Genomic DNA, 19,526 nt, shown 5'->3' with positions numbered 1-19,526 from the left:
AAATTATCATCTAAAGGCTGCAGGCTTGCCTAACTGAGTAGTCCGGCAAAGTATTAGCCGGACCTTGTTCCATTTTGGAACGATTGTTAGCAGAATCCTATAAAAACAGAAAGGCCCGATTTTGTATACGGGCCTTTTTTAAGTGATTGATATTTAATGCAGTGTTTCCATTATGGGACATTTCTGATGAGTTGTTTCACGATGATCAAATGTTAAACAGCTTTAAACCTGAAAACACTATCAAGCCGGTTTTATACCCACCTGCAAAATGCGGTCTTGTTCGTCGATTTGGCGGACGGTCAGGATTAACTGGTCGAGCTGGACGTCGTCGCCGACTACTACGCGGCGGAAAAAACGGTGGCTGATGTATTCTGAAACCGTCTGGTTGGGATTGATCGCGCCAAATTCGATGGTGTAGAACGCGCCTAAGTCGGCCAGAGTGATTTGGCCGTTGAGAACAAACTCACCGAAGAAGTCTTGTTTGCTTTGACTGGCTGTGGCGGCATAGCTGGATAGCACTTCGCTGACGACTGCGCTGTCTGCGGCTCTGGCCATCACCATCAACGTGTCGCGGGCTTTAAAACGAGTGCAATCGAGGCATTGGATCCATTCGCCGTTGCGTACTAAGCCTAAAAACTGCACGCTGGACGGAACCGGTAACTGAGTCCAGTCAGCGTCCAACACCGGCGAGTCGGCATTCACCTGATAGGCCATTACTTGCAATACGTCTTTGCTTTGCGCTACTTCCAGCGGCATCACATAATCCGGGCCTGGTTCTTTTGGCACTTCCAGCCGCAACCAGCGCGCGACTGGTGCGATTGACCAGCCCTGAATTAACAGCGAAACAATCACAACGAAAAACGCGACGTTAAAATACAAATCTTTGTTAGGCACCCCGGCGAGCCAGGGAATTAATGCAAGAATAATCGGTACAGCACCGCGCAGCCCTACCCAGCTGATAAAAATCTGGTCACGTTTGGGAAACCGAAACGGCAGCAGACTTAACACCACAGCCAGCGGTCGCGCGACAAAAATCATCACACCAGCCAGCGCTATCGCTGGCACAAGATAATCCAGCAACTTACTTGGTGTGACCAACAGGCCCAGCATCAGGAACATAATGATTTGACTAAGCCAGGCCAAACCATCCTGTAACCGCAGGATGTGTTGTACCGGCGCCAGTCGGGCATTGCCGACCAGGAAACCCGCCAGATAGACGGCGAGAAAACCGCTGCCCCCAACCTGGTTGGTCAGTCCGTAAATCAGCAACGCATACGAGATGGCAAACAAAGGGAAAAATGCCGGGCTTAATGGCAACTTGCGGCAAAACCAAATAAGCCCCCTGCCGCCGAGCCAGCCAAATATGGCGCCAACGGAGGCCTGTTGGATAAATACCAGCAATGTGCTCCAGCCAAGCTGCGATTCGCCGGCGACCACACTGACCAGTGTGAACGTCAGCATCACCGCCATCGGGTCGTTACTGCCCGACTCTATTTCCAGCGTCGATGCCACCCGTTCTTTGATATTGAGCCCGGCGGACTGAAAAATTGAAAATACTGCAGCGGCATCGGTTGAACTTAAAATAGCGCCAAGCAGTAAGCCTTCAAGCAAAGTCAGCTTGAACAACCACATCGCAGTTAAACCGAGGACCAGACAGGTAATTAACACGCCGACAGTCGCCAGCACCGCTGACGGCGCCAGCACTACTTTGACCCGGTCCGGATGCGTGCGCATCCCGCCGTCGAATAAGATAATAACCAGCGCTACTGAGCCAATCAGCAGCGCCATGTCCGGATCCGCAAAATGGATGCCCAACACCCCGTCTTCGCCGGCCAGCATGCCCATCACCAGAAAGATCAGCAACAAAGGCGCCCCGAAGCGCGCCGAGATTAAGGTTGCAATGATACTGACCGTGAACAGTGCACCGGCGATCAGAATGTTGAGGTTGACTGCATCCAATAAAGCGTCCTTTTGCGGGCGGTTTAAACCGCGTTTAATTCCTGATAAATCGCCTGTAAGGCGGCCAGCGGATCTGCTGCTTTGGTAATTGGGCGACCAATCACCATGTAATCCACACCAGCTGCGACAGCCTGCGCCGGCGTCATCACACGTTTTTGATCATCTGCACCGGCAAATGCTGGCCGGATCCCCGGTGTTACCAGCTGAAAGGCCTGACCAAACTGCTGTTTCAGCGCGCGGGCTTCATGAGCCGAACACACGACGCCATCGAGGCCGGACTGATGTGTCAGCGCAGCCAGTTTCAGCACTTGCTGTTCCGGCGTCAGCGTGATGCCTAATTCGAGTAAATCAGCCTGCTCCATCGACGTCAACACCGTCACGGCAATCAGCAGTGGCTTTTCTGCGCCAAAGCTTTGTAGTGCTTCGCGAGCGGCCACCATCATCCGGCTGCCGCCACTGGCGTGCACATTCACCATCCAAACGCCCAGATCAGCGGCGGCTTTGACGGCCTTGGCGACTGTGTTTGGAATATCATGGAATTTTAAATCGAGGAATACATCAAAATGGCGTTGTTGCAGCTCACGCACAAAATCAGGGCCGAAATGGCTGAACATTTCTTTGCCGACTTTTAACCGGCATAACGCCGGGTCCAGCTGGCTGACCAGATTTAATGCTGCGCGCTGGTCTTCATAATCCAGCGCAACTACGACAGGGCTTAATTGCATAACGACATTTCCAAAAACTTAAAGGGACAGGATCAGCGGCCGTCAATGCCGCTTAATGGTTCAACCGTCTCCCATTGCTGGCAGGACGGACATAACCAGTATTGTTGCCGGGTTTTAAAGCCGCAATTCCGGCAGCTATACAGGATTTTAGTATCGAGGTAGGCGCGCACCAGGCCATCGATGGCTTGCAGCGCTTCCATCTGCGCCGGCTGGTTCAGTTGCCTGATTTGCAGTAAACGCTGAAATAACCGGATATTTGGCTGTTGCTGTAGTTTTTCCAGCAGCAATTGCTCACCGGCTGCCGGTGAACCGGTTTGCACCAGCCAGTCGCACAGGAACATAGTAGCCGTAATGTTTTTATTTTTGTGCACCAGCTGACTCAGCAGCGGATACCACTCGTCTTCCGGCAGCTGGCAGCGTTGTAATTCGGGCAGTATATCGGCGGCCCATTGCGGTTTTTGTGTCAGTACCGATTTAAAAGCGACGGCGGCATCGGCCAATGATTGTTCAGCCAATAACTGCCGGGCCAGTTGTAAACGCGGCCGGATCGCCTGCGGGTATTTTTGCGACAGGATCCGCAGCGCCATCACATCCATCGGTTTTTTCTGATCTTCACAGCGCATATTGGCCAATGCGATACGCAGTGAGCGTGAATCAGTTTTGTCGACCTGTGGCGCGAACTCGACGGCTTTATGCCAATCGTGCGTCACGACAAAAATAGCAAACAATTGTTTTAAGGCGGTTTCCTGCAGCGGGTCGCTATCAACCAGTTTGCGCAACAGGCTTTCAGCGCGGTCATATAAACCGGCAGAGAAATAGTCTTTGGCCAGTTCCAGCTGGATCTGCTGAGCCTGTAATTTGGGTAACTTCAGCTGGTGCAGTTTTTCATGAATGCGGATGGCTTTGTCCCAGTCCCCTTTGCGCCGGAATAAATTGGCAAGGGCCAGGTAGGTGTCGATAGTCGCAGCTTCGATATCCAGCAGTTGTAACAGCTGTTCGATGGCTTTGTCTTCTTGATCGGTCAGCAGGAAATTTAACCCGGAGGACAGGTTTTTTGCGACGTTGGCTTTGTTTTTCAGCTCTTCCTGCCGCAGACTGTTGCGGCCAAAAAACCAGCCATACGCGGCGGCAACAGGCAACAACAGAAATAGCAGTTCAAGCATAGGTTCAGGTCTTGCTCATAGCCCGGTTAATCCAGCGTTTGGTACGCAATTTCACCAGAATAGTCAGTGACAGACTCAGACCAATAGCAAAGCCGAGCAACAAGAATAACAGGGCGATATCGACAACCCGCAGCTCAGCTTTGGCAATAAAATAATTTAATTCAGCGACTTGCTGGTTGATTGAACCGAAAAACAGTCCAATCAGGATGAGCACAGAAAAACACAGGAAAAAAATCAGCTTTCTCAAACTCTGCTCCGTTAGCACCGTCGCTGCATCAGCGCGGACATGACTCAGGTATTTTCTTTCACGCGGTCGCGTAATTCTTTACCTGGTTTAAAATGCGGGACGTATTTACCGTCAAGTTCTACTTTGTCGCCAGTTTTAGGGTTGCGACCTACCCGTGGAGCTCTGTAGTGCAGCGAGAAACTACCGAAACCTCTGATTTCAATTCGTTCGTTGACAGCCAGCGAACCTGCCATCTGTTCCAGGATCTCTTTCACAGCAGACTCGACGTCTTTTACCTGGATGTGAGGAAAATCAGTGGCCAACTTTTCGATCAACTCAGATTTGGTCATAAGGACTCCGCTTACACAGTTGCTGGAAAATGCCGGCTGAGGCGAATGCCCCAGCCGACCGACTGGCATCAATTACTCAGATTTCTGAGCTGCTTTGAATGCTTCAGCCATTGCGTTACCACCAAAAGCAGTATCATCCTGCTTGATAGATTCTAACGCTTCTTTCTCTTCAGCTTCGAACTTGGCTTTGATTGACAGGCTGATCACGCGGTTTTTGCGGTCAACACCCATCAGGCGAGCTTCAACTTCTTCACCGACTTTCAGCGCAGTAGTTGCATCTTCGATACGCTCACGAGCGATATCAGAAACGCGAACATAACCTTCTACGCCGCCTTCCAGTAATACTGTTGCGCCTTTGGCGTCAACTGCAGTTACTGTACCTTTAACGATAGCACCTTTTTTGTTATCAGCAAGATAGCCGTTGAACGGGTCTTCGTCTAATTGCTTGATGCCTAAAGAGATACGCTCGCGCTCTGGGTCAACTTGCAGAACAACGGCAGACACTTCGTCGCCTTTCTTGAATTCACGTACGGCGTCTTCGCCAGTTGAATTCCAGCTGATGTCTGACAGGTGAACCAGGCCGTCGATGCCGCCGTCCAGACCGATGAAGATACCGAAGTCAGTGATTGACTTGATCTTACCGGAAACGCGGTCACCTTTGTTGAAGCCTTTAGCAAACTCTTCCCATGGGTTGGCTTTGCACTGTTTCAGGCCTAAAGAAATACGACGACGTTCTTCGTCGATTTCCAGAACCATAACTTCCACTGAATCACCTAAGTTAACAACTTTAGATGGGTGGATGTTTTTGTTGGTCCAGTCCATTTCTGAAACGTGTACCAGACCTTCAACGCCTTCTTCGATTTCAACGAAGCAGCCGTAATCTGTCAGGTTTGTTACGCGGCCAGTGATGCGAGCACCTTCTGGGTAACGAGAAGCGATAGCTGCCCATGGATCTTCGCCCATCTGTTTCAGACCCAGAGAAACACGTTGCTTCTCGCGGTCGAACTTCAGAACTTTTACTGGGATCTCGTCGCCAACATTGACGATTTCGCTTGGGTGCTTAACGCGTTTCCAAGCCATGTCAGTGATGTGCAGTAAACCGTCAACGCCACCCAGGTCAACGAATGCACCGTAGTCAGTCAGGTTCTTAACGATACCTTTGACTTCCATGCCTTCTTCCAGGTTTTGCAGCAGAGTATCGCGCTCAGCTGAGCTTTCAGATTCGATAACAGCGCGGCGAGAAACCACAACGTTGTTACGCTTCTGATCTAATTTGATAACTTTGAACTCAAGTTCTTTGTGTTCTAAGTGCAGCGTGTCACGTACTGGACGGACATCGACTAATGAACCAGGCAGGAATGCACGGATACCGTCAACTTCGACAGTGAAACCGCCTTTAACTTTGCCAGTGATAACACCGATAACGGTAACTTTATCTTCACAGGCTTTTTCCAGGCGTACCCAGGATTCATGACGCTTGGCTTTTTCGCGAGACAGTAATGTCTCACCAAAACCATCTTCAACTGCATCCAGAGCTACGTCGATGATGTCACCAACGTTCACTTCAATCTCGCCAGCCAGGTTTTTGAATTGTTCAACCGGGATCGCAGCTTCAGATTTCAGACCGGCGTCAACCAGTACTACGTCTTTATGGATTGCTACGATTCTGCCCTTAACGATTGAACCTGGGCGAGTTTCGATAGTCTTGAGGCTTTCCTCAAATAATTGTGCAAAATTTTCAGTCATTTTTCACTGTTTCGGTTAGTTGCTCCACCTTAGATCCATATTGGGTGGGGTTGCTTAATTTACCGCGAGGCATCCATGTCTGCGGCTGTCCAAAGTACTGTCAGGCCTGGTTCAGTTGCTTCTTCGTGAAGCTCAGGACTTCTGTCAACACTTGTTCAATGGTTTTATTGGTCGAATCAAGCAGGTATGCATCAGCGGCTGGTTTCAGCGGCGCCACAGCACGATTCATATCGCGCTCATCCCTTGCCTGAATTTCGCTCAAAAGGTCGCCGATGTTAACATCATGGCCCTTTTGTTTCAACTCTAAATAACGCCGTCTGGCGCGCTCTTCGGCCGCAGCGGTCAGGAAGATTTTTACTTCTGCGCCGGGGAAAACCACCGTACCCATATCACGGCCATCTGCGACCAGGCCCGGCGCTTCGCGAAAGGCGCGCTGACGGCGTAGTAACGCTTCGCGTACCCGCGGTAAAGAAGCAATTTTTGATGCCACAGAGCCAACGTCTTCGGTGCGGATGGTATGAGATACGTTTTCGCCTTCGAGCGTGATACGGACATTGCCGGCATCATCAGAAGTGAATTGAACATCGAGGTGTGCTGCCAGTGGTTGCAAGGCTTCTTCGTCATCGGCAGCGATATCATGATGAATAGCCGCTAAGGCCAATACGCGGTAAATCGCGCCGCTGTCGAGCAGATGCCAGCCCAGTTTCTGTGCGACCAGACGGCAAATAGTTCCTTTACCGGAACCGCCAGGGCCGTCAATCGTAATGACCGGGATATTCTGCATACTGCCTCCAGTTAACTGGTTAAACCACTAAAGGCCGGCATTATACAGACAAATGTTAAAAAAAGCGCGGTTTCTCTAAGAAAAACCGCGCCTTAGCGTCACTTCATAATGGTTACGCGTTTTAGATTGCTAAGCCGCTAAACACTTCAAAATACTGTGGAAATGTTTTGCGCGTGCAATCTGGGTCTTCAATAGTCACACCACAATCGGCAAATGCCAGCATGGAGAAACACATCGCCATGCGATGATCGTTGTAGGTGGCAATACTGGCGTGTTGGATCACGGCCGGCGGCGTCACTTTGATGTAATCTTCGCCTTCTTCAATCTCCGCACCTACTTTGCGCAGTTCCGTTGCCATCGCGTGCAGGCGATCGGTTTCTTTTACCCGCCAGTTGTAGACATTGCGGATCAGCGTCGGGCCTTTAGCAAACAAAGCCGTGGTCGCGATGGTCATTGCGGCGTCTGGGATCGCATTGTAGTCGCGGTCAATGCCATTTAACTGGTTTCGCGTAACCATAATGTAGTCATCACCCCATTCAACTGTCGCGCCCATCGCCTCAAGCGCATCAGCAAAACGAATATCGCCCTGGACCGCATGTTTACCAATACCGGTGACTTTAATGCTGCCGCCAATAGCTGCCGCTGCGAGGAAATAACTGGCGGAAGATGCATCACCTTCAACCAGCCAATGACCCGGTGACTGATATTGCTGCTGTCCGCTGATAACAAAACGCTGATAGTTTTGGTTCTCTACTTCCACACCAAACCGGCTCATCAGCGCCAGCGTGATATCAATGTATGGTTTGGACACCAAATCACCAACGATGTTGATCTCGCTGTTTGCCGGTAATAAAGGTGCAACCATCAGCACGGCGGTTAAGAACTGACTGGAGATGCTGCCGTCGATGCTGATCCGACCGGCTTGCAGGGCCTTGCCACGAATTCGAAGTGGCGGAAAACCATCCTGTTGCAGATAGTCAATGTCTGCCCCGAGCTGGCGCAGCGCGTCAACTAAATGCCCAATAGGCCGTTCGTACATGCGCGGTTCACCGGTCAGCGTCACATCGACATTCGATGCTGCGAGCGCTGCAGTTAATGGCCGCATTGCTGTGCCGGCATTACCAAGAAACAGTTCAAGCGGTACCGGATGGTCGAACAAACCACCAAGTCCCTGTACCACACACTTACTTTTACAGTCCGACAGCTGGTACGACACGCCTAATGCGGTCAGTGCGTTCAGCATATGCTCGATGTCGTCACTGTGCAGCAGATTGCTGATCTGTGTTTCACCTTGTGCCAGCGCGGCCAACAGCAACACCCGATTGGAAATACTCTTAGAACCAGGTAAATGCACAGTGCCTTGTACACCATTGATTTTATTCAGCGTTAACGTCTTCATCAGCCGTGCACCCGCTCAAATTCACGCATGAACGTCACCAGCGTCTGTACACCTTCCAGTGGCATCGCATTGTACAGGCTGGCGCGCATACCGCCGACCATGCGGTGGCCTTTTAACGCCAGCAAGCCATGCGCTTCGGCGTCGGTTACAAACTTATCGTTCAGGCGTTCGTCAGCCAGTAAAAACGGTACATTCATCCACGAACGGTAACGCGTATCCACGTCGTTGCGGTAAAAATCGCTTTGATCGACATAGTTGTACAATGTTTGAGCTTTGAGCTGATTCAGTTTCCCCATCGCTTCCACGCCCCCCTGACGCTTCAGCCACTGGAACACCAGCCCGGCCAGATACCAGGCATAAGTTGGTGGCGTATTAAACATCGAATCGTTTTCAGCCGCCAGACGGTAATCTAGAATCGCCGGTATAGTCGCGCCGGCTGCAGGCAGCAGATCTTCTCGCACCAGAACCAGTGTCAAGCCTGACGGGCCGATATTCTTCTGCGCACCGGCGTAGATCACGCCATAACGGCTGACATCGATGGGACGGGATAAAATCGTCGAAGATAAGTCGGCGACCAGTGGAACATCCGTCGCGGGTAAATCGGTAAATTCGAGGCCATCCACCGTTTCATTCGGGCAAAAATGCACAAAGGCCGATTTCGGATCCAGATGCCAGTCGGCTGCGGCTTTGAGGCTGCGCAGGCCATCTTCGGCTTTGTGCGCAATACCTTGTACAGCAATTTTGCCAAACTTATGCGCTTCTTCAGCGGCGGCTTTAGACCAGGCGCCAGAGACAATATAATCTGCGCTGTGACCAGCTTTGAGCAGGTTCAGTGGCACTGCCGAGAACTGGCCGCGACCGCCACCGTGCATAAACAACACTTTATAATTGGCAGGTACTTGTAACAGGTCTCGCAGATCCTGCTCCGCCTGCGCTGCAACTTTAATAAAGTCTTTGCCCCGATGGCTCATTTCCATAATGGAACAACCACGGCCATGCCAGTTGATCAGCTCTTCCTGTGCTTGCTGCATCACTTCCACCGGCAACATGGCCGGGCCAGCACAAAAGTTATAGGTCGTCATTTTTACCTCATTGCGTCAAAAATAAAATTCGCGGATTTAAAACGGCTTGGGACCTTGCGGCAGAATATGGCGGTTTTATTGTTATTGAAGTACCGGCACTGACGCTATTTTCGCCATCTGGATGGCTCTTTTTATCTGACTCACTGTACCGTATTTTTTGCCCGGCTTAAACCCGAAGTTACAGCTAAACTGCAGGAAAAGTGGCTGTCTGGCCGGTTGATACCGCGCAGACATACTGGGCAAAAAAACAGGACATAATAAAAAGGCACCCGCAGGTGCCTTGTATATTTTATTCTTCCGAGTCGTCGGCCTCTTCAGCCTCAACCTCTATGTCCACCCTGTTCTGGGCGTCCAGTTGCTGCACTTCAGCCTCTGCTGCAGCCAGCTCTTCGGCGTCCTGGATCTCGTCAATCCGTTGTACACCGACGACTTTTTCGTTTTCCTGGGTGCGGATCAAAATCACACCGGCGGTATTCCGGCCGACTTGAGATACTTCCTTGACGCGGGTCCGCACCAGCGTACCTTTGTTAGAGATCAACATGATTTCGTCCAGCGCATTCACCTGCACGGCACCGACCACCAGACCGTTACGCTCCGACACTTTGATCGACACCACGCCTTGTGTGGCGCGGCTCTTCGCCGGATATTCAGCCAGGCCAGTACGTTTGCCGTAACCGTTTTCGGTCACGGTCAGAATAGCACCATCACTCTTCGGTACAATCAGCGACACCACAGAACCGTTTTCACGCAGTTTGATGCCGCGTACGCCCGTGGCGCCCCGACCCATTGGACGTACCTGATCTTCAGTGAACCGTACCACTTTACCATCGTCTGAGAACAGCATGATTTCGCTGCTGCCGTCGGTGATATCCACACCAATCAACTGGTCGCCTTCGTTCAGGTTAACCGCGATAATGCCGTTGGAGCGAGGACGCGAGTATTCGGTCAGCGCAGTTTTCTTCACGGTGCCGTTGGCGGTCGCCATAAAGACAAACTTGCCCTCTTCATATTCACGCACCGGCAGAATGGCGGTGATGCGCTCGTTTTCTTCCAGTGGTAACAAGTTGACGATAGGTTTGCCGCGCGCCTGACGGGACGCCAGTGGCAGCTGATAAACCTTCAGCCAGTACAGCCGGCCACGGTCAGAGAAACACAAAATGGTATCGTGTGTACTGGCGACCAGCAGCTGGTCAACAAAATCTTCGTCTTTGACCGTGGTTGCTGCTTTACCGCGACCACCACGACGTTGTGCTTCATAGTCGGTCAGTGCCTGGTACTTGGCATAACCGAGGTGAGACAAGGTCACTACAACGTCTTCTTCGGCGATCAAGTCTTCCATATTGATATCCAGCGCATTGTCCTGGATCTCAGTACGACGGGCGTCACCATATTGCGCTTTCGCCGCTTCTAACTCTTCACAAATAACTTCCATCAGGCGGGTCGAACTCGCGAGGATATGCAGTAATTCAGCGATTAAATCCAACAGTTCTTTGTATTCACCGAGGATTTTTTCGTGTTCAAGACCGGTCAGTTTGTGCAGACGCAGATCGAGGATCGCCTGAGCCTGTTGTTCAGTCAGGTAATAATAACCTTCGCGGATGCCAAAATGCGCTTCGAGCCATTCTGGCCGCGCGGCGCTTTCACCGGCCCGCTCCAGCATTTCCTGCACATTACCGAGTTTCCAGCCGCGTGCGACTAAACCGGATTTGGCTTCGGACGGACTGGCCGATGTTTTAATCAGTTCGATAATTTCATCGATATTGGTCAGTGCAATCGCCAGACCTTCCAAAATGTGTGCACGGTCGCGGGCTTTCTTCAGGTCGTACACGGTGCGGCGCGTCACAACTTCGCGACGGTGCAGCACAAAACATTCCAGAATTTTTTTCAGGCCCAACAACTTTGGCTGGCCTTGGTCCAACGCCACCATGTTGATACCAAACACCGTTTGCATCTGCGTCTGGGTGTACAGGTGGTTCAGCATGACGTCGGAAGATTCGCCGCGTTTCAGTTCAATCACGATACGCATGCCGTCTTTGTCAGACTCATCGCGCAGTGCTGAAATGCCTTCGATGCGTTTTTCTTTGACTAATTCGGCGATTTTTTCAATCAGCCGCGCTTTGTTCACCTGATACGGGATTTCATCAACGATAATAGTCTCGCGACCGGTTTTATCGTCAGTTTCGATATGCGTTTTGGCGCGGATATACACCTTGCCGCGGCCGGTGCGGTAGGCTTCTTCAATACCACGGCGACCGTTGATAATGGCGGCCGTCGGGAAATCCGGGCCAGGAATATGCTCCATCAGCTCAGGAATAGTGATATCCGGATTGGCGATAATGGCCAAACAAGCGTTAATAACTTCACTGATATTATGTGGCGGAATGTTCGTCGCCATACCGACTGCGATGCCGCTGGAGCCGTTGATCAGCAAATTTGGGATTTTGGTTGGTAATACCGCTGGGATCATTTCAGTACCGTCATAGTTCGGTACAAAATCAACGGTTTCTTTGTCTAAATCAGCCAGCAATTCGGTGGTGATTTTTGCCATCCGCACTTCGGTGTAACGCATGGCAGCTGCGGAGTCGCCGTCGACGGAGCCGAAGTTCCCCTGGCCGTCAACGAGCATGTAGCGCAGTGAAAATGGCTGTGCCATCCGGACTATGGTGTCATAAACCGCGGTATCACCGTGTGGGTGATATTTACCGATCACGTCACCGACCACACGGGCCGACTTCTTATAAGCGCGGTTCCATTCGTTGCCAAGTTCTTTCATCGCGAACAAAACGCGGCGGTGTACAGGCTTCAAACCGTCGCGCACATCCGGCAACGCCCGGCCGACAATCACGCTCATCGCGTAATCCAGATAAGAGTTCTTTAATTCTTCTTCGATATTGATGGGAACAATTTCTTTGGCCAGATTTGTCATAAAAAGCGTTATATCCCTTAAAATCAGTGGGTTGGCTTGCGTGTAGTTGTTATCTCGGCAAACCACGAACCGAGGATTCTAACACATCGGCGCCACGATGCCATGATCAACTGTGGCAACTTTTAGCAGAGTCACCCGCCTTCGCATTGCGTGTTCAGACTTAGCCTTTATAATGGCCGCAAATTTTTTCCGGACATCACTATGACTGAGTTCACCAGTACCATGCCAGCACCCACAGTGCCGGTAAATGTCGACCAGGCAGAAATCAATAAATTCAATGAACTGGCATCGCGCTGGTGGGATCCGGCCGGTGAATTCAAACCGCTGCATCAGTTAAACCCGACCCGGCTCAGCTATATCAGTGACCAAATTCAGGGCCTGCACGGTAAAGTTGTCGTTGATGTCGGCTGTGGCGGCGGCATATTAGCTGAAAGTATGGCTAAGGCTGGTGCTGTGGTGACCGGAATTGATATGGCGCCGGAATCACTGGCCGTAGCGAAACTGCATGCGCTGGAATCAGGCGTTAATGTGACTTATCAGCAAAGTACTGCAGAACAATTTGCATCGGCCCATCCGGGCCGGTTTGAATTAGTTACCTGTATGGAAATGCTTGAACATGTGCCACAACCGGAGTCAGTCGTGCAGGCTTGCGCCGGTTTAGCGGCGCCTGGCGCGACATTGGTGTTCTCCACCCTAAACAAAACAGCCAAAAGTTATTTGTTTGCCATCGTTGGCGCTGAACATCTGTTGAGGTTGGTACCAAAAGGCACACACGACTTTAATAAGTTTATCCGTCCGTCACAGTTAATGCGTTTTATTGAGAACGCAGGTTTGGAATTGGTCGACTGTATCGGTTTGCATTACAACCCGGTGAATCAGAGTTTCCGCCTCGGTGCAGGCGTTGATGTGAACTATTTTGTGGTAGCCCGAAAGCCATGCTGATATCAGTAAAAACCGGCCAAGCACTGCGTCCGGCTAAAGCAGTTTTGTTTGATCTGGACGGTACTTTAGTCGACACAGCCGACGACTTAGGTGCTGCTCTGAATCATGTGCTGGCCAAACATGGCCTGCCGACCGTCGCTGCTGCACTGTACAGACCTGTAGCCTCCCATGGCGCCAAAGGTTTGTTGGAACTTGGCTTTGGCCCCGCGCTGCACGATTTTCCATTCACCACGCTGCGTAATGAATTATTGGATTATTATCAGCGACATCTGACTGTATACAGCAAGCTGTTTGGCGGCGCGGAACAATTCCTGCCGCAGCTGAACCAGCGTGGTATTCCCTGGGGGATTGTCACAAACAAGCCGTATAAATTAGCTGCAGCAATGCTCAGGCAAATGAGTGGCATGGAAGATTGTCGGATTCTATTGGGCGGTGACAGCCTGCATCAGCGTAAACCGAGTCCGGTACCTTTGTGGGTGGCGGCGCATAAGATGGGTATTGCCGCTGCCGATTGTTGGTACATCGGTGATGCAGAACGTGATATCGAGGCTGCAAACCGGGCTGGTATGACGTCAATTATCGCTGATTATGGCTTTATCGCTGATACCGATGAACCCGACCTATGGTTTGCTGATTGCCGGGTGCAGAGTCTGCTGACGCTTGTTGACGCGCTGTAACGCCTGCAACAATTTTTATCAGAACAAACCGCCTTTATGGCGGTTTTTTTAACGTTGCTTTACAAGTCGATGGTCAGTGAAACGGCCGGCGAACCCCCTCATCGCTCAGCTTTTCAGCAGACGTCCAGCCGCATGCTGCTTGCTTTTCCTACAATGCTTTTTACTTTTTAACCGATCAATTTAATTCTATTTTTTTCACTACGATCGCTTGCTTCCTGCGATCCGTTCAAAGGCTCGAAGCTGACAAGTTAGTGACTCCTTACATAACGAAAATCAAGCCCGTTTTCACAAAATTTTTAGGGTTGCATTCGAATTTGATCCACCTTATCTTGTGATTCGTTATGCTTTTAGCCCTATATCTAGTGCTTCCGGTTTATTCGCCACCCATTGGCCCGGACAGCCTATATCTTGCGGGCAGGCAGCCTGACAGCAGTCAGCGGCAACCCTAAAAACTACAACTAAGACGGAACTCTTTCGCAATGAATCAGCCATTATACGTAACCAAAAGAGACGGTATCCGCGAGCCTCTGGACCTGGATAAAATTCACCGCGTAATAGATTGGGCGGCAGAAGGTCTGCAAAACGTGTCGGTCTCTCAGGTTGAACTGAAATCCCACATTCAGTTTTACGATGGCATCAAAACTGCGGACATCCACGAAACTATTATCAAAGCCGCCGCCGATCTTATTTCCAAAGAAACGCCGGACTATCAGTACATGGCCGCTCGCCTCGCCGTGTTCCACTTACGTAAAAAAGCTTACGGTCAGTTCGAACCGCCAAAATTGTATGATCACGTGGTGCAGATGGTAGAAAGCCATCGTTATGACGCGCACATCCTGTCGGACTACACCAAAGAAGAAATCGACCAGATTGACAGCTTCATTGACCACAATCGCGATATGCATTTCAGCTACGCCGCAGTAAAACAGCTTGAAGGCAAATATCTGGTGCAAAACCGGGTAACCGGTCAGATTTATGAAAGCGCTCAGTTCCTTTATATTCTGGTGGCTGCCTGCCTGTTTGCGAATTATCCAAAAGCAACCCGGCTGGACTACCTGCGTCGTTTTTACGATGCGGTATCTTTATTCAAGATTTCATTGCCAACACCGATCATGTCCGGTGTACGCACCCCAACCCGTCAGTTCAGCTCGTGCGTGCTGATTGAATGCGGTGACAGCCTGGATTCGATCAACGCTACTTCAAGCGCTATTGTGAAATACGTCAGCCAACGCGCCGGGATCGGTATCAACGCCGGCCGTATCCGCGCACTCGGCAGCCCAATCCGCAACGGCGAAGCTTTCCACACCGGCTGTATCCCGTTTTATAAACACTTCCAGACTGCTGTGAAAAGCTGCTCACAAGGTGGCGTGCGCGGTGGAGCTGCGACGCTGTTTTACCCGCTGTGGCATTTGGAAGTTGAAAGTCTATTGGTACTGAAAAACAACCGCGGTGTCGAAGAAAACCGCGTGCGTCACCTGGATTACGGCGTGCAATTTAACCGCCTGATGTATCACCGTCTGATTAAAGACGAGATGATCACACTGTTTAGCCCGTCTGATGTGCCAGGTCTGTATGATGCATTCTTCGAAGATCAGGATGTCTTTGAACAGTTGTATGTGAAGTACGAAAACGACAGTTCAATCCGCAAAAAACGGATGAAAGCGCTGGAGTTGTTCACTTTGTTTATGCAGGAACGCGCTTCTACCGGCCGCATTTACCTGCAAAACGTTGATCACTGCAACACACATAGCCCGTTTAATCCGAAATTCGCACCAGTGCGCCAGAGTAACCTTTGTCTGGAAATTGCCCTGCCGACCAAGCCATTAAACGATGTGAACGACCCGAATGGCGAAATCGCTTTGTGTACTCTGTCGGCGTTTAACCTTGGCGCTATTGAAGATTTAAGCGAGCTGGAAGAGTTGGCAGAACTTGCTGTACGGGCACTCGATAGCCTGCTTGGTTATCAGGATTACCCAATCCCAGCTGCATTCCAGGCGTCGATGAATCGCCGCACCCTGGGTGTAGGCGTAATCAACTACGCCTATTATCTGGCGAAAAACGGCGTGAAGTACTCGGACGGTTCGGCCAATGCGCTGACGCACCGGACTTTTGAGGCTATTCAGTATTATCTGATGAAAGCATCGAACAAACTGGCGCAGGAGTTTGGTCCTTGCCCGCTGTTCAATGAAACCACTTATTCCCAAGGTATCATGCCGATTGATACCTATAAAAAAGACCTGGACAAAGTCTGTAACGAGCCGTTGCAACTGGACTGGGAACAACTGCGAAAAGATGTGGTTCAGCATGGTCTGCGTAACTCGACGTTGTCTGCGCTGATGCCATCAGAAACTTCTTCGCAAATCAGTAATGCGACCAATGGTATTGAACCACCTCGCGGCCATATCAGTATTAAAGCCAGCAAAGACGGTATCCTGAAACAGGTAGTACCGGAATATGATCGGTTGAAAAACCAGTATGAGTTGTTATGGGATATGCCAAACAACGATGGTTACATCAGCCTGGTGGCGATTATGCAGAAATTTGTCGACCAGACTATTTCTGCCAACACTAACTACGATCCGGCCAAATTTGACGGTGGCAAGGTACCGATGAAGGTGTTGCTGAAAGACTTACTGACCGCATACAAACTCGGTGTCAAGACGATGTACTACCACAACACCCGTGATGGTGCATCCGACGTGCAGGAAGATATCAAACCTGTCGCCGTTGAAGATGACGGTTGCGCCGGTGGCGCCTGTAAGATCTGACGCGACGTCCACAACCACAGCGGAGCCAGGTGCTCCGCGTTTTTGTGTCCGGACTCAGATGTGTCCGGAACAAAACAGCCGAATTTGTATTTTTAGTACTATAAAAACGAGATAATCCATGACCTATACCACCTTTAACCGGACCAACAATGATCAGCTGAAAGAGCCGATGTTTTTTGGCAATTCGGTAAACGTGTCACGCTATGACCAACAGAAATATGGCATTTTCGAAAAACTGATCGAAAAACAGCTGAGTTTCTTCTGGCGGCCGGAGGAAGTGGATGTCAGTAAAGACCGGATTGACTATCAGCATCTGCCGGATCATGAAAAACACATTTTTATCAGCAATCTGAAATATCAGACCTTGCTGGATTCTGTGCAGGGCCGCTCGCCCAACGTCGCCTTGCTGCCAATTGTGTCGCTGCCGGAACTGGAAACCTGGATTGAAACCTGGGCTTTCAGCGAAACCATCCACAGCCGCAGTTACACCCACATTGTGCGCAATATCACCACTGAACCGCACAAAGTATTCGACGACATTCTGCTCAATGAAAAAATCATCGAGCGCGCTGATGAAGTCACGCGGTATTACGATGCGTTGATCAAATCGATTAACCTTTATCACCTGTGTGGTGAAGGCACGCATCAGATCAACGGCGAAAGCCATACTGTTTCGCTACGTGAATTAAAGCGGCAATTGTACCTCTGTATTATGTCGGTCAACGTGTTAGAAGCTATCCGCTTTTACGTCAGCTTTGCTTGTAGTTTTGCCTTTGCCGAACGCGAACTGATGGAAGGCAATGCCAAAATCATCAAACTGATTGCCCGCGACGAAGCGCTGCATCTGACCGGTACTCAGCATATGCTGAACATCATGGCCGCTGGTGAAGACGACCCGGAAATGGGTGAAATCGCCCGTGAATGTGAAGAACAGGCTTATGCTATTTTCCGCCGCGCTGCTGAGCAGGAAAAAGAGTGGGCAGAGTTTTTGTTCAAAGATGGCTCGATGATTGGTTTGAACAAAGACATTCTGTGTCAGTACGTCGAATACATCACCAATATCCGCATGGTCGCGATTGGTCTCAAAGCCATTTTCAGCACCACGCAGAATCCAATCCCATGGATAAACGCCTGGCTGGTGTCTGACAACGTCCAGGTTGCCCCGCAGGAATCGGAGATCAGCTCTTATTTGGTCGGACAGATTGATAATGAGGTCGATGGCGCCGACTTTGGCGACTTTGATCTCTGATGCATCGGATCCGGCTGCAGGATGGCAGCAGTTTTGATTTTGACCCACAAAGTCCGAATTTGCTGACCAGCCTGGAGCAACAGAAATATCAGGTCAATTTTCACTGCCGTGCCGGCTTTTGCGGTGCCTGCCGCTGTAAGTTAGTGTCTGGCCAAATCAGTTATTTGGAAGAACCCTTGGCCTTTGTCCGCAAAGGCGAATTTCTGCCCTGCTGTAGCGTGCCAGCTTCAGATCTGGACATCGAAATCCCTTAAGTAGGTGATGCGACTGTTTTTCTCCGTATAAAAAAAGCCTGCAATAGCAGGCTTTTTTTCGCTAAGCGAATGCTTACTTACGTACACCTTCAACTACCAGGTCCAGATAAATAGTTTCTGACGCCGGGCCAAGAATGTTTTTAATGGCGAAATCACTCAGTTTGATGCTGGTGGTACCATGGAAACCAGCACGGTAACCGCCCCACGGATCCTTGCCTTCACCGGTTTTAGTCGCAGCAATGGTGACTTCTTTTGTCACGCCGTTTAATGTGAAGTTGCCAACCACATCAAACTTACCGTCGGCGCCTGGCACTACTTTAGTGCTGACGAAACTGGCTTTCGGGTGTTTGTCGACATTCAGGAAATCACCACTGCGTAAATGCTTGTCACGCTCAGCGTGGTTTGAGTCGACTGACTTGGTGTCGATATCCAGTTTGATTTTTGCTGCAGCCAGATTAGCGCTGTCATAGCTGAAATCGCCGCTAAAAGTGTTAAAACGACCATGTAACCAGCTGTAGCCTAAGTGGCTGACTTTAAACTGGACAAATGCGTGAGCACCTTTGGTATCAACTACATAATCTGCCGCCTGAGCAACAGAAGCAAAAGACGCAGCAAAGGCTGCGGCAAGCAGTAATTTTTTCATTTAAATCTCCGTTTTATCAAAGGAAGACGCAGCAGCGTTACGACGGCCGAGCATCCGCGTCAGGGTGTTGTCTTTGTCTACAAAATGATGTTTCAGTGCAGCGGCAGCATGTAATACCACCAGCGCGATCAAAGCCCAGGCCAGATATAAATGTATGGTACCGGCGATATCCGCCTGGTCCGGGAAAAATTCGCCAAATCCGGGTACTTCAAACCAGTCGAATACCATGATGCCGCGATTGTCAGCGGTCGAAATCAGATAACCGGACACCATAATTGCCAGCAGCAGCGCGTACATCAGGGCATGTGCCAGTGTCGCAGCTTTTTGCTGCCAACCTGCTCCGATTGCTGCAGGCTTGCCAAACAGTCGGATCGCCACCACGCGTGACAGCAGCAGCAAGGCCAGCAGGATGCCAAAACTTTTATGCAGATCCGGCGCGGTTTTGTACCAGCTGCTGTAGTAATCAAGCCCGGTCATCCAGAGTCCGACGCCGAACAATGCCGGGATCAGCAGTGCCATCAGCCAGTGCAGCACAATGTTGAGTGGATGATAGTGTTGTGTTTGTTTAGTCATAACACCTCCTGATTGCATTCTGTCTGAATCGATAATCGAATAATAGTGGCAAAATTAGGC

At 50.5% G+C, this 19,526-nt stretch carries 17 protein-coding genes; 5 read left to right on the top strand and 12 right to left on the bottom strand.

Annotated features, from left to right (window positions below; all coding sequences use genetic code 11):
* Window positions 1–240 precede the first annotated feature (240 nt).
* The 10 genes from ATY27_RS14670 to gyrA form a co-directional block, all read right to left on the bottom strand.
* Window positions 241–1,959 carry a potassium/proton antiporter gene (locus tag ATY27_RS14670; RefSeq protein WP_208931371.1) on the bottom strand — a complete coding sequence of 573 codons (1,719 nt, stop codon included), beginning with the start codon at window positions 1,957–1,959 and terminating at the stop codon, window positions 241–243.
* 23 nt (window positions 1,960–1,982) lie between these two features.
* Window positions 1,983–2,684 (bottom strand): orotidine-5'-phosphate decarboxylase, encoded by a 702-nt coding sequence (gene pyrF / locus ATY27_RS14665; RefSeq protein WP_208931370.1) that lies wholly within the window; start codon window positions 2,682–2,684, stop codon window positions 1,983–1,985.
* Between the two features lie 32 nt (window positions 2,685–2,716).
* Window positions 2,717–3,847 carry a tetratricopeptide repeat protein gene (locus ATY27_RS14660; protein WP_208931369.1) on the bottom strand — a complete coding sequence of 377 codons (1,131 nt, stop codon included), beginning with the start codon at window positions 3,845–3,847 and terminating at the stop codon, window positions 2,717–2,719.
* 4 nt (window positions 3,848–3,851) lie between these two features.
* Window positions 3,852–4,094 (bottom strand): lipopolysaccharide assembly protein LapA domain-containing protein, encoded by a 243-nt coding sequence (locus tag ATY27_RS14655; RefSeq protein ID WP_031564423.1) that lies wholly within the window; start codon window positions 4,092–4,094, stop codon window positions 3,852–3,854.
* Between the two features lie 44 nt (window positions 4,095–4,138).
* Window positions 4,139–4,423 (bottom strand): integration host factor subunit beta, encoded by a 285-nt coding sequence (ihfB, locus tag ATY27_RS14650; RefSeq protein WP_208931368.1) that lies wholly within the window; start codon window positions 4,421–4,423, stop codon window positions 4,139–4,141.
* Between the two features lie 72 nt (window positions 4,424–4,495).
* Window positions 4,496–6,169, bottom strand: a complete 1,674-nt coding sequence (gene rpsA / locus ATY27_RS14645; protein ID WP_208931367.1) for a 30S ribosomal protein S1 — start codon at window positions 6,167–6,169, stop codon at window positions 4,496–4,498.
* A 100-nt stretch (window positions 6,170–6,269) separates the two neighbouring features.
* Window positions 6,270–6,953: a (d)CMP kinase gene (cmk, locus tag ATY27_RS14640; RefSeq protein WP_208931366.1), complete on the bottom strand. Its 684-nt coding sequence runs from the start codon at window positions 6,951–6,953 to the stop codon at window positions 6,270–6,272.
* 121 nt (window positions 6,954–7,074) lie between these two features.
* Window positions 7,075–8,352: a 3-phosphoshikimate 1-carboxyvinyltransferase gene (gene aroA / locus ATY27_RS14635; protein ID WP_208931365.1), complete on the bottom strand. Its 1,278-nt coding sequence runs from the start codon at window positions 8,350–8,352 to the stop codon at window positions 7,075–7,077.
* Complete coding sequence (serC, locus tag ATY27_RS14630) at window positions 8,352–9,434, bottom strand: 3-phosphoserine/phosphohydroxythreonine transaminase (protein WP_208931364.1); 1,083 nt, start codon at window positions 9,432–9,434, stop codon at window positions 8,352–8,354. The genes aroA and serC overlap by 1 nt, the downstream gene beginning before the upstream one ends.
* A gap of 289 nt (window positions 9,435–9,723) precedes the next feature.
* Complete coding sequence (gene gyrA / locus ATY27_RS14625; protein WP_208931363.1) at window positions 9,724–12,360, bottom strand: DNA topoisomerase (ATP-hydrolyzing) subunit A; 2,637 nt, start codon at window positions 12,358–12,360, stop codon at window positions 9,724–9,726.
* A 222-nt stretch (window positions 12,361–12,582) separates the two neighbouring features.
* On the opposite strand from gyrA, the gene ubiG reads away from it, so the two are divergent.
* The 5 genes from ubiG (at window position 12,583) to yfaE (ending at window position 18,250) form a co-directional block, all read left to right on the top strand.
* Window positions 12,583–13,302, top strand: coding sequence for a bifunctional 2-polyprenyl-6-hydroxyphenol methylase/3-demethylubiquinol 3-O-methyltransferase UbiG (gene ubiG, locus ATY27_RS14620; protein WP_208933504.1), 720 nt, complete (start codon window positions 12,583–12,585; stop codon window positions 13,300–13,302).
* Complete coding sequence (locus ATY27_RS14615; RefSeq protein WP_208931362.1) at window positions 13,296–13,979, top strand: HAD-IA family hydrolase; 684 nt, start codon at window positions 13,296–13,298, stop codon at window positions 13,977–13,979. Before ubiG ends, ATY27_RS14615 begins: the two co-directional genes overlap by 7 nt.
* Before the next feature lie 479 nt (window positions 13,980–14,458).
* The gene (nrdA, locus tag ATY27_RS14610) at window positions 14,459–16,747 is read left to right on the top strand and encodes a class 1a ribonucleoside-diphosphate reductase subunit alpha (protein WP_208931361.1); all 2,289 of its coding nucleotides are present in this window, start codon (window positions 14,459–14,461) and stop codon (window positions 16,745–16,747) included.
* A 118-nt stretch (window positions 16,748–16,865) separates the two neighbouring features.
* Complete coding sequence (gene nrdB / locus ATY27_RS14605; protein WP_208931360.1) at window positions 16,866–17,996, top strand: class Ia ribonucleoside-diphosphate reductase subunit beta; 1,131 nt, start codon at window positions 16,866–16,868, stop codon at window positions 17,994–17,996.
* Window positions 17,996–18,250: a class I ribonucleotide reductase maintenance protein YfaE gene (yfaE, locus tag ATY27_RS14600; protein ID WP_208931359.1), complete on the top strand. Its 255-nt coding sequence runs from the start codon at window positions 17,996–17,998 to the stop codon at window positions 18,248–18,250. Before nrdB ends, yfaE begins: the two co-directional genes overlap by 1 nt.
* A gap of 73 nt (window positions 18,251–18,323) precedes the next feature.
* On the opposite strand, the gene ATY27_RS14595 is transcribed toward yfaE, so the two are convergent.
* Together ATY27_RS14595 and ATY27_RS14590 are read right to left on the bottom strand one after the other, a co-directional pair.
* Window positions 18,324–18,893, bottom strand: a complete 570-nt coding sequence (locus tag ATY27_RS14595) for a YceI family protein (RefSeq protein ID WP_208931358.1) — start codon at window positions 18,891–18,893, stop codon at window positions 18,324–18,326.
* Window positions 18,894–19,466: a cytochrome b gene (locus tag ATY27_RS14590; RefSeq protein ID WP_208931357.1), complete on the bottom strand. Its 573-nt coding sequence runs from the start codon at window positions 19,464–19,466 to the stop codon at window positions 18,894–18,896.
* Between the last annotated feature and the right edge of the window lie 60 nt (window positions 19,467–19,526).

It is taken from the genome of Rheinheimera sp. F8 (genome assembly GCF_001518915.1).
The sequence above is the reverse complement of the archived record's forward strand: the minus strand, read 5'-3'. Positions and strand labels throughout refer to the sequence as shown.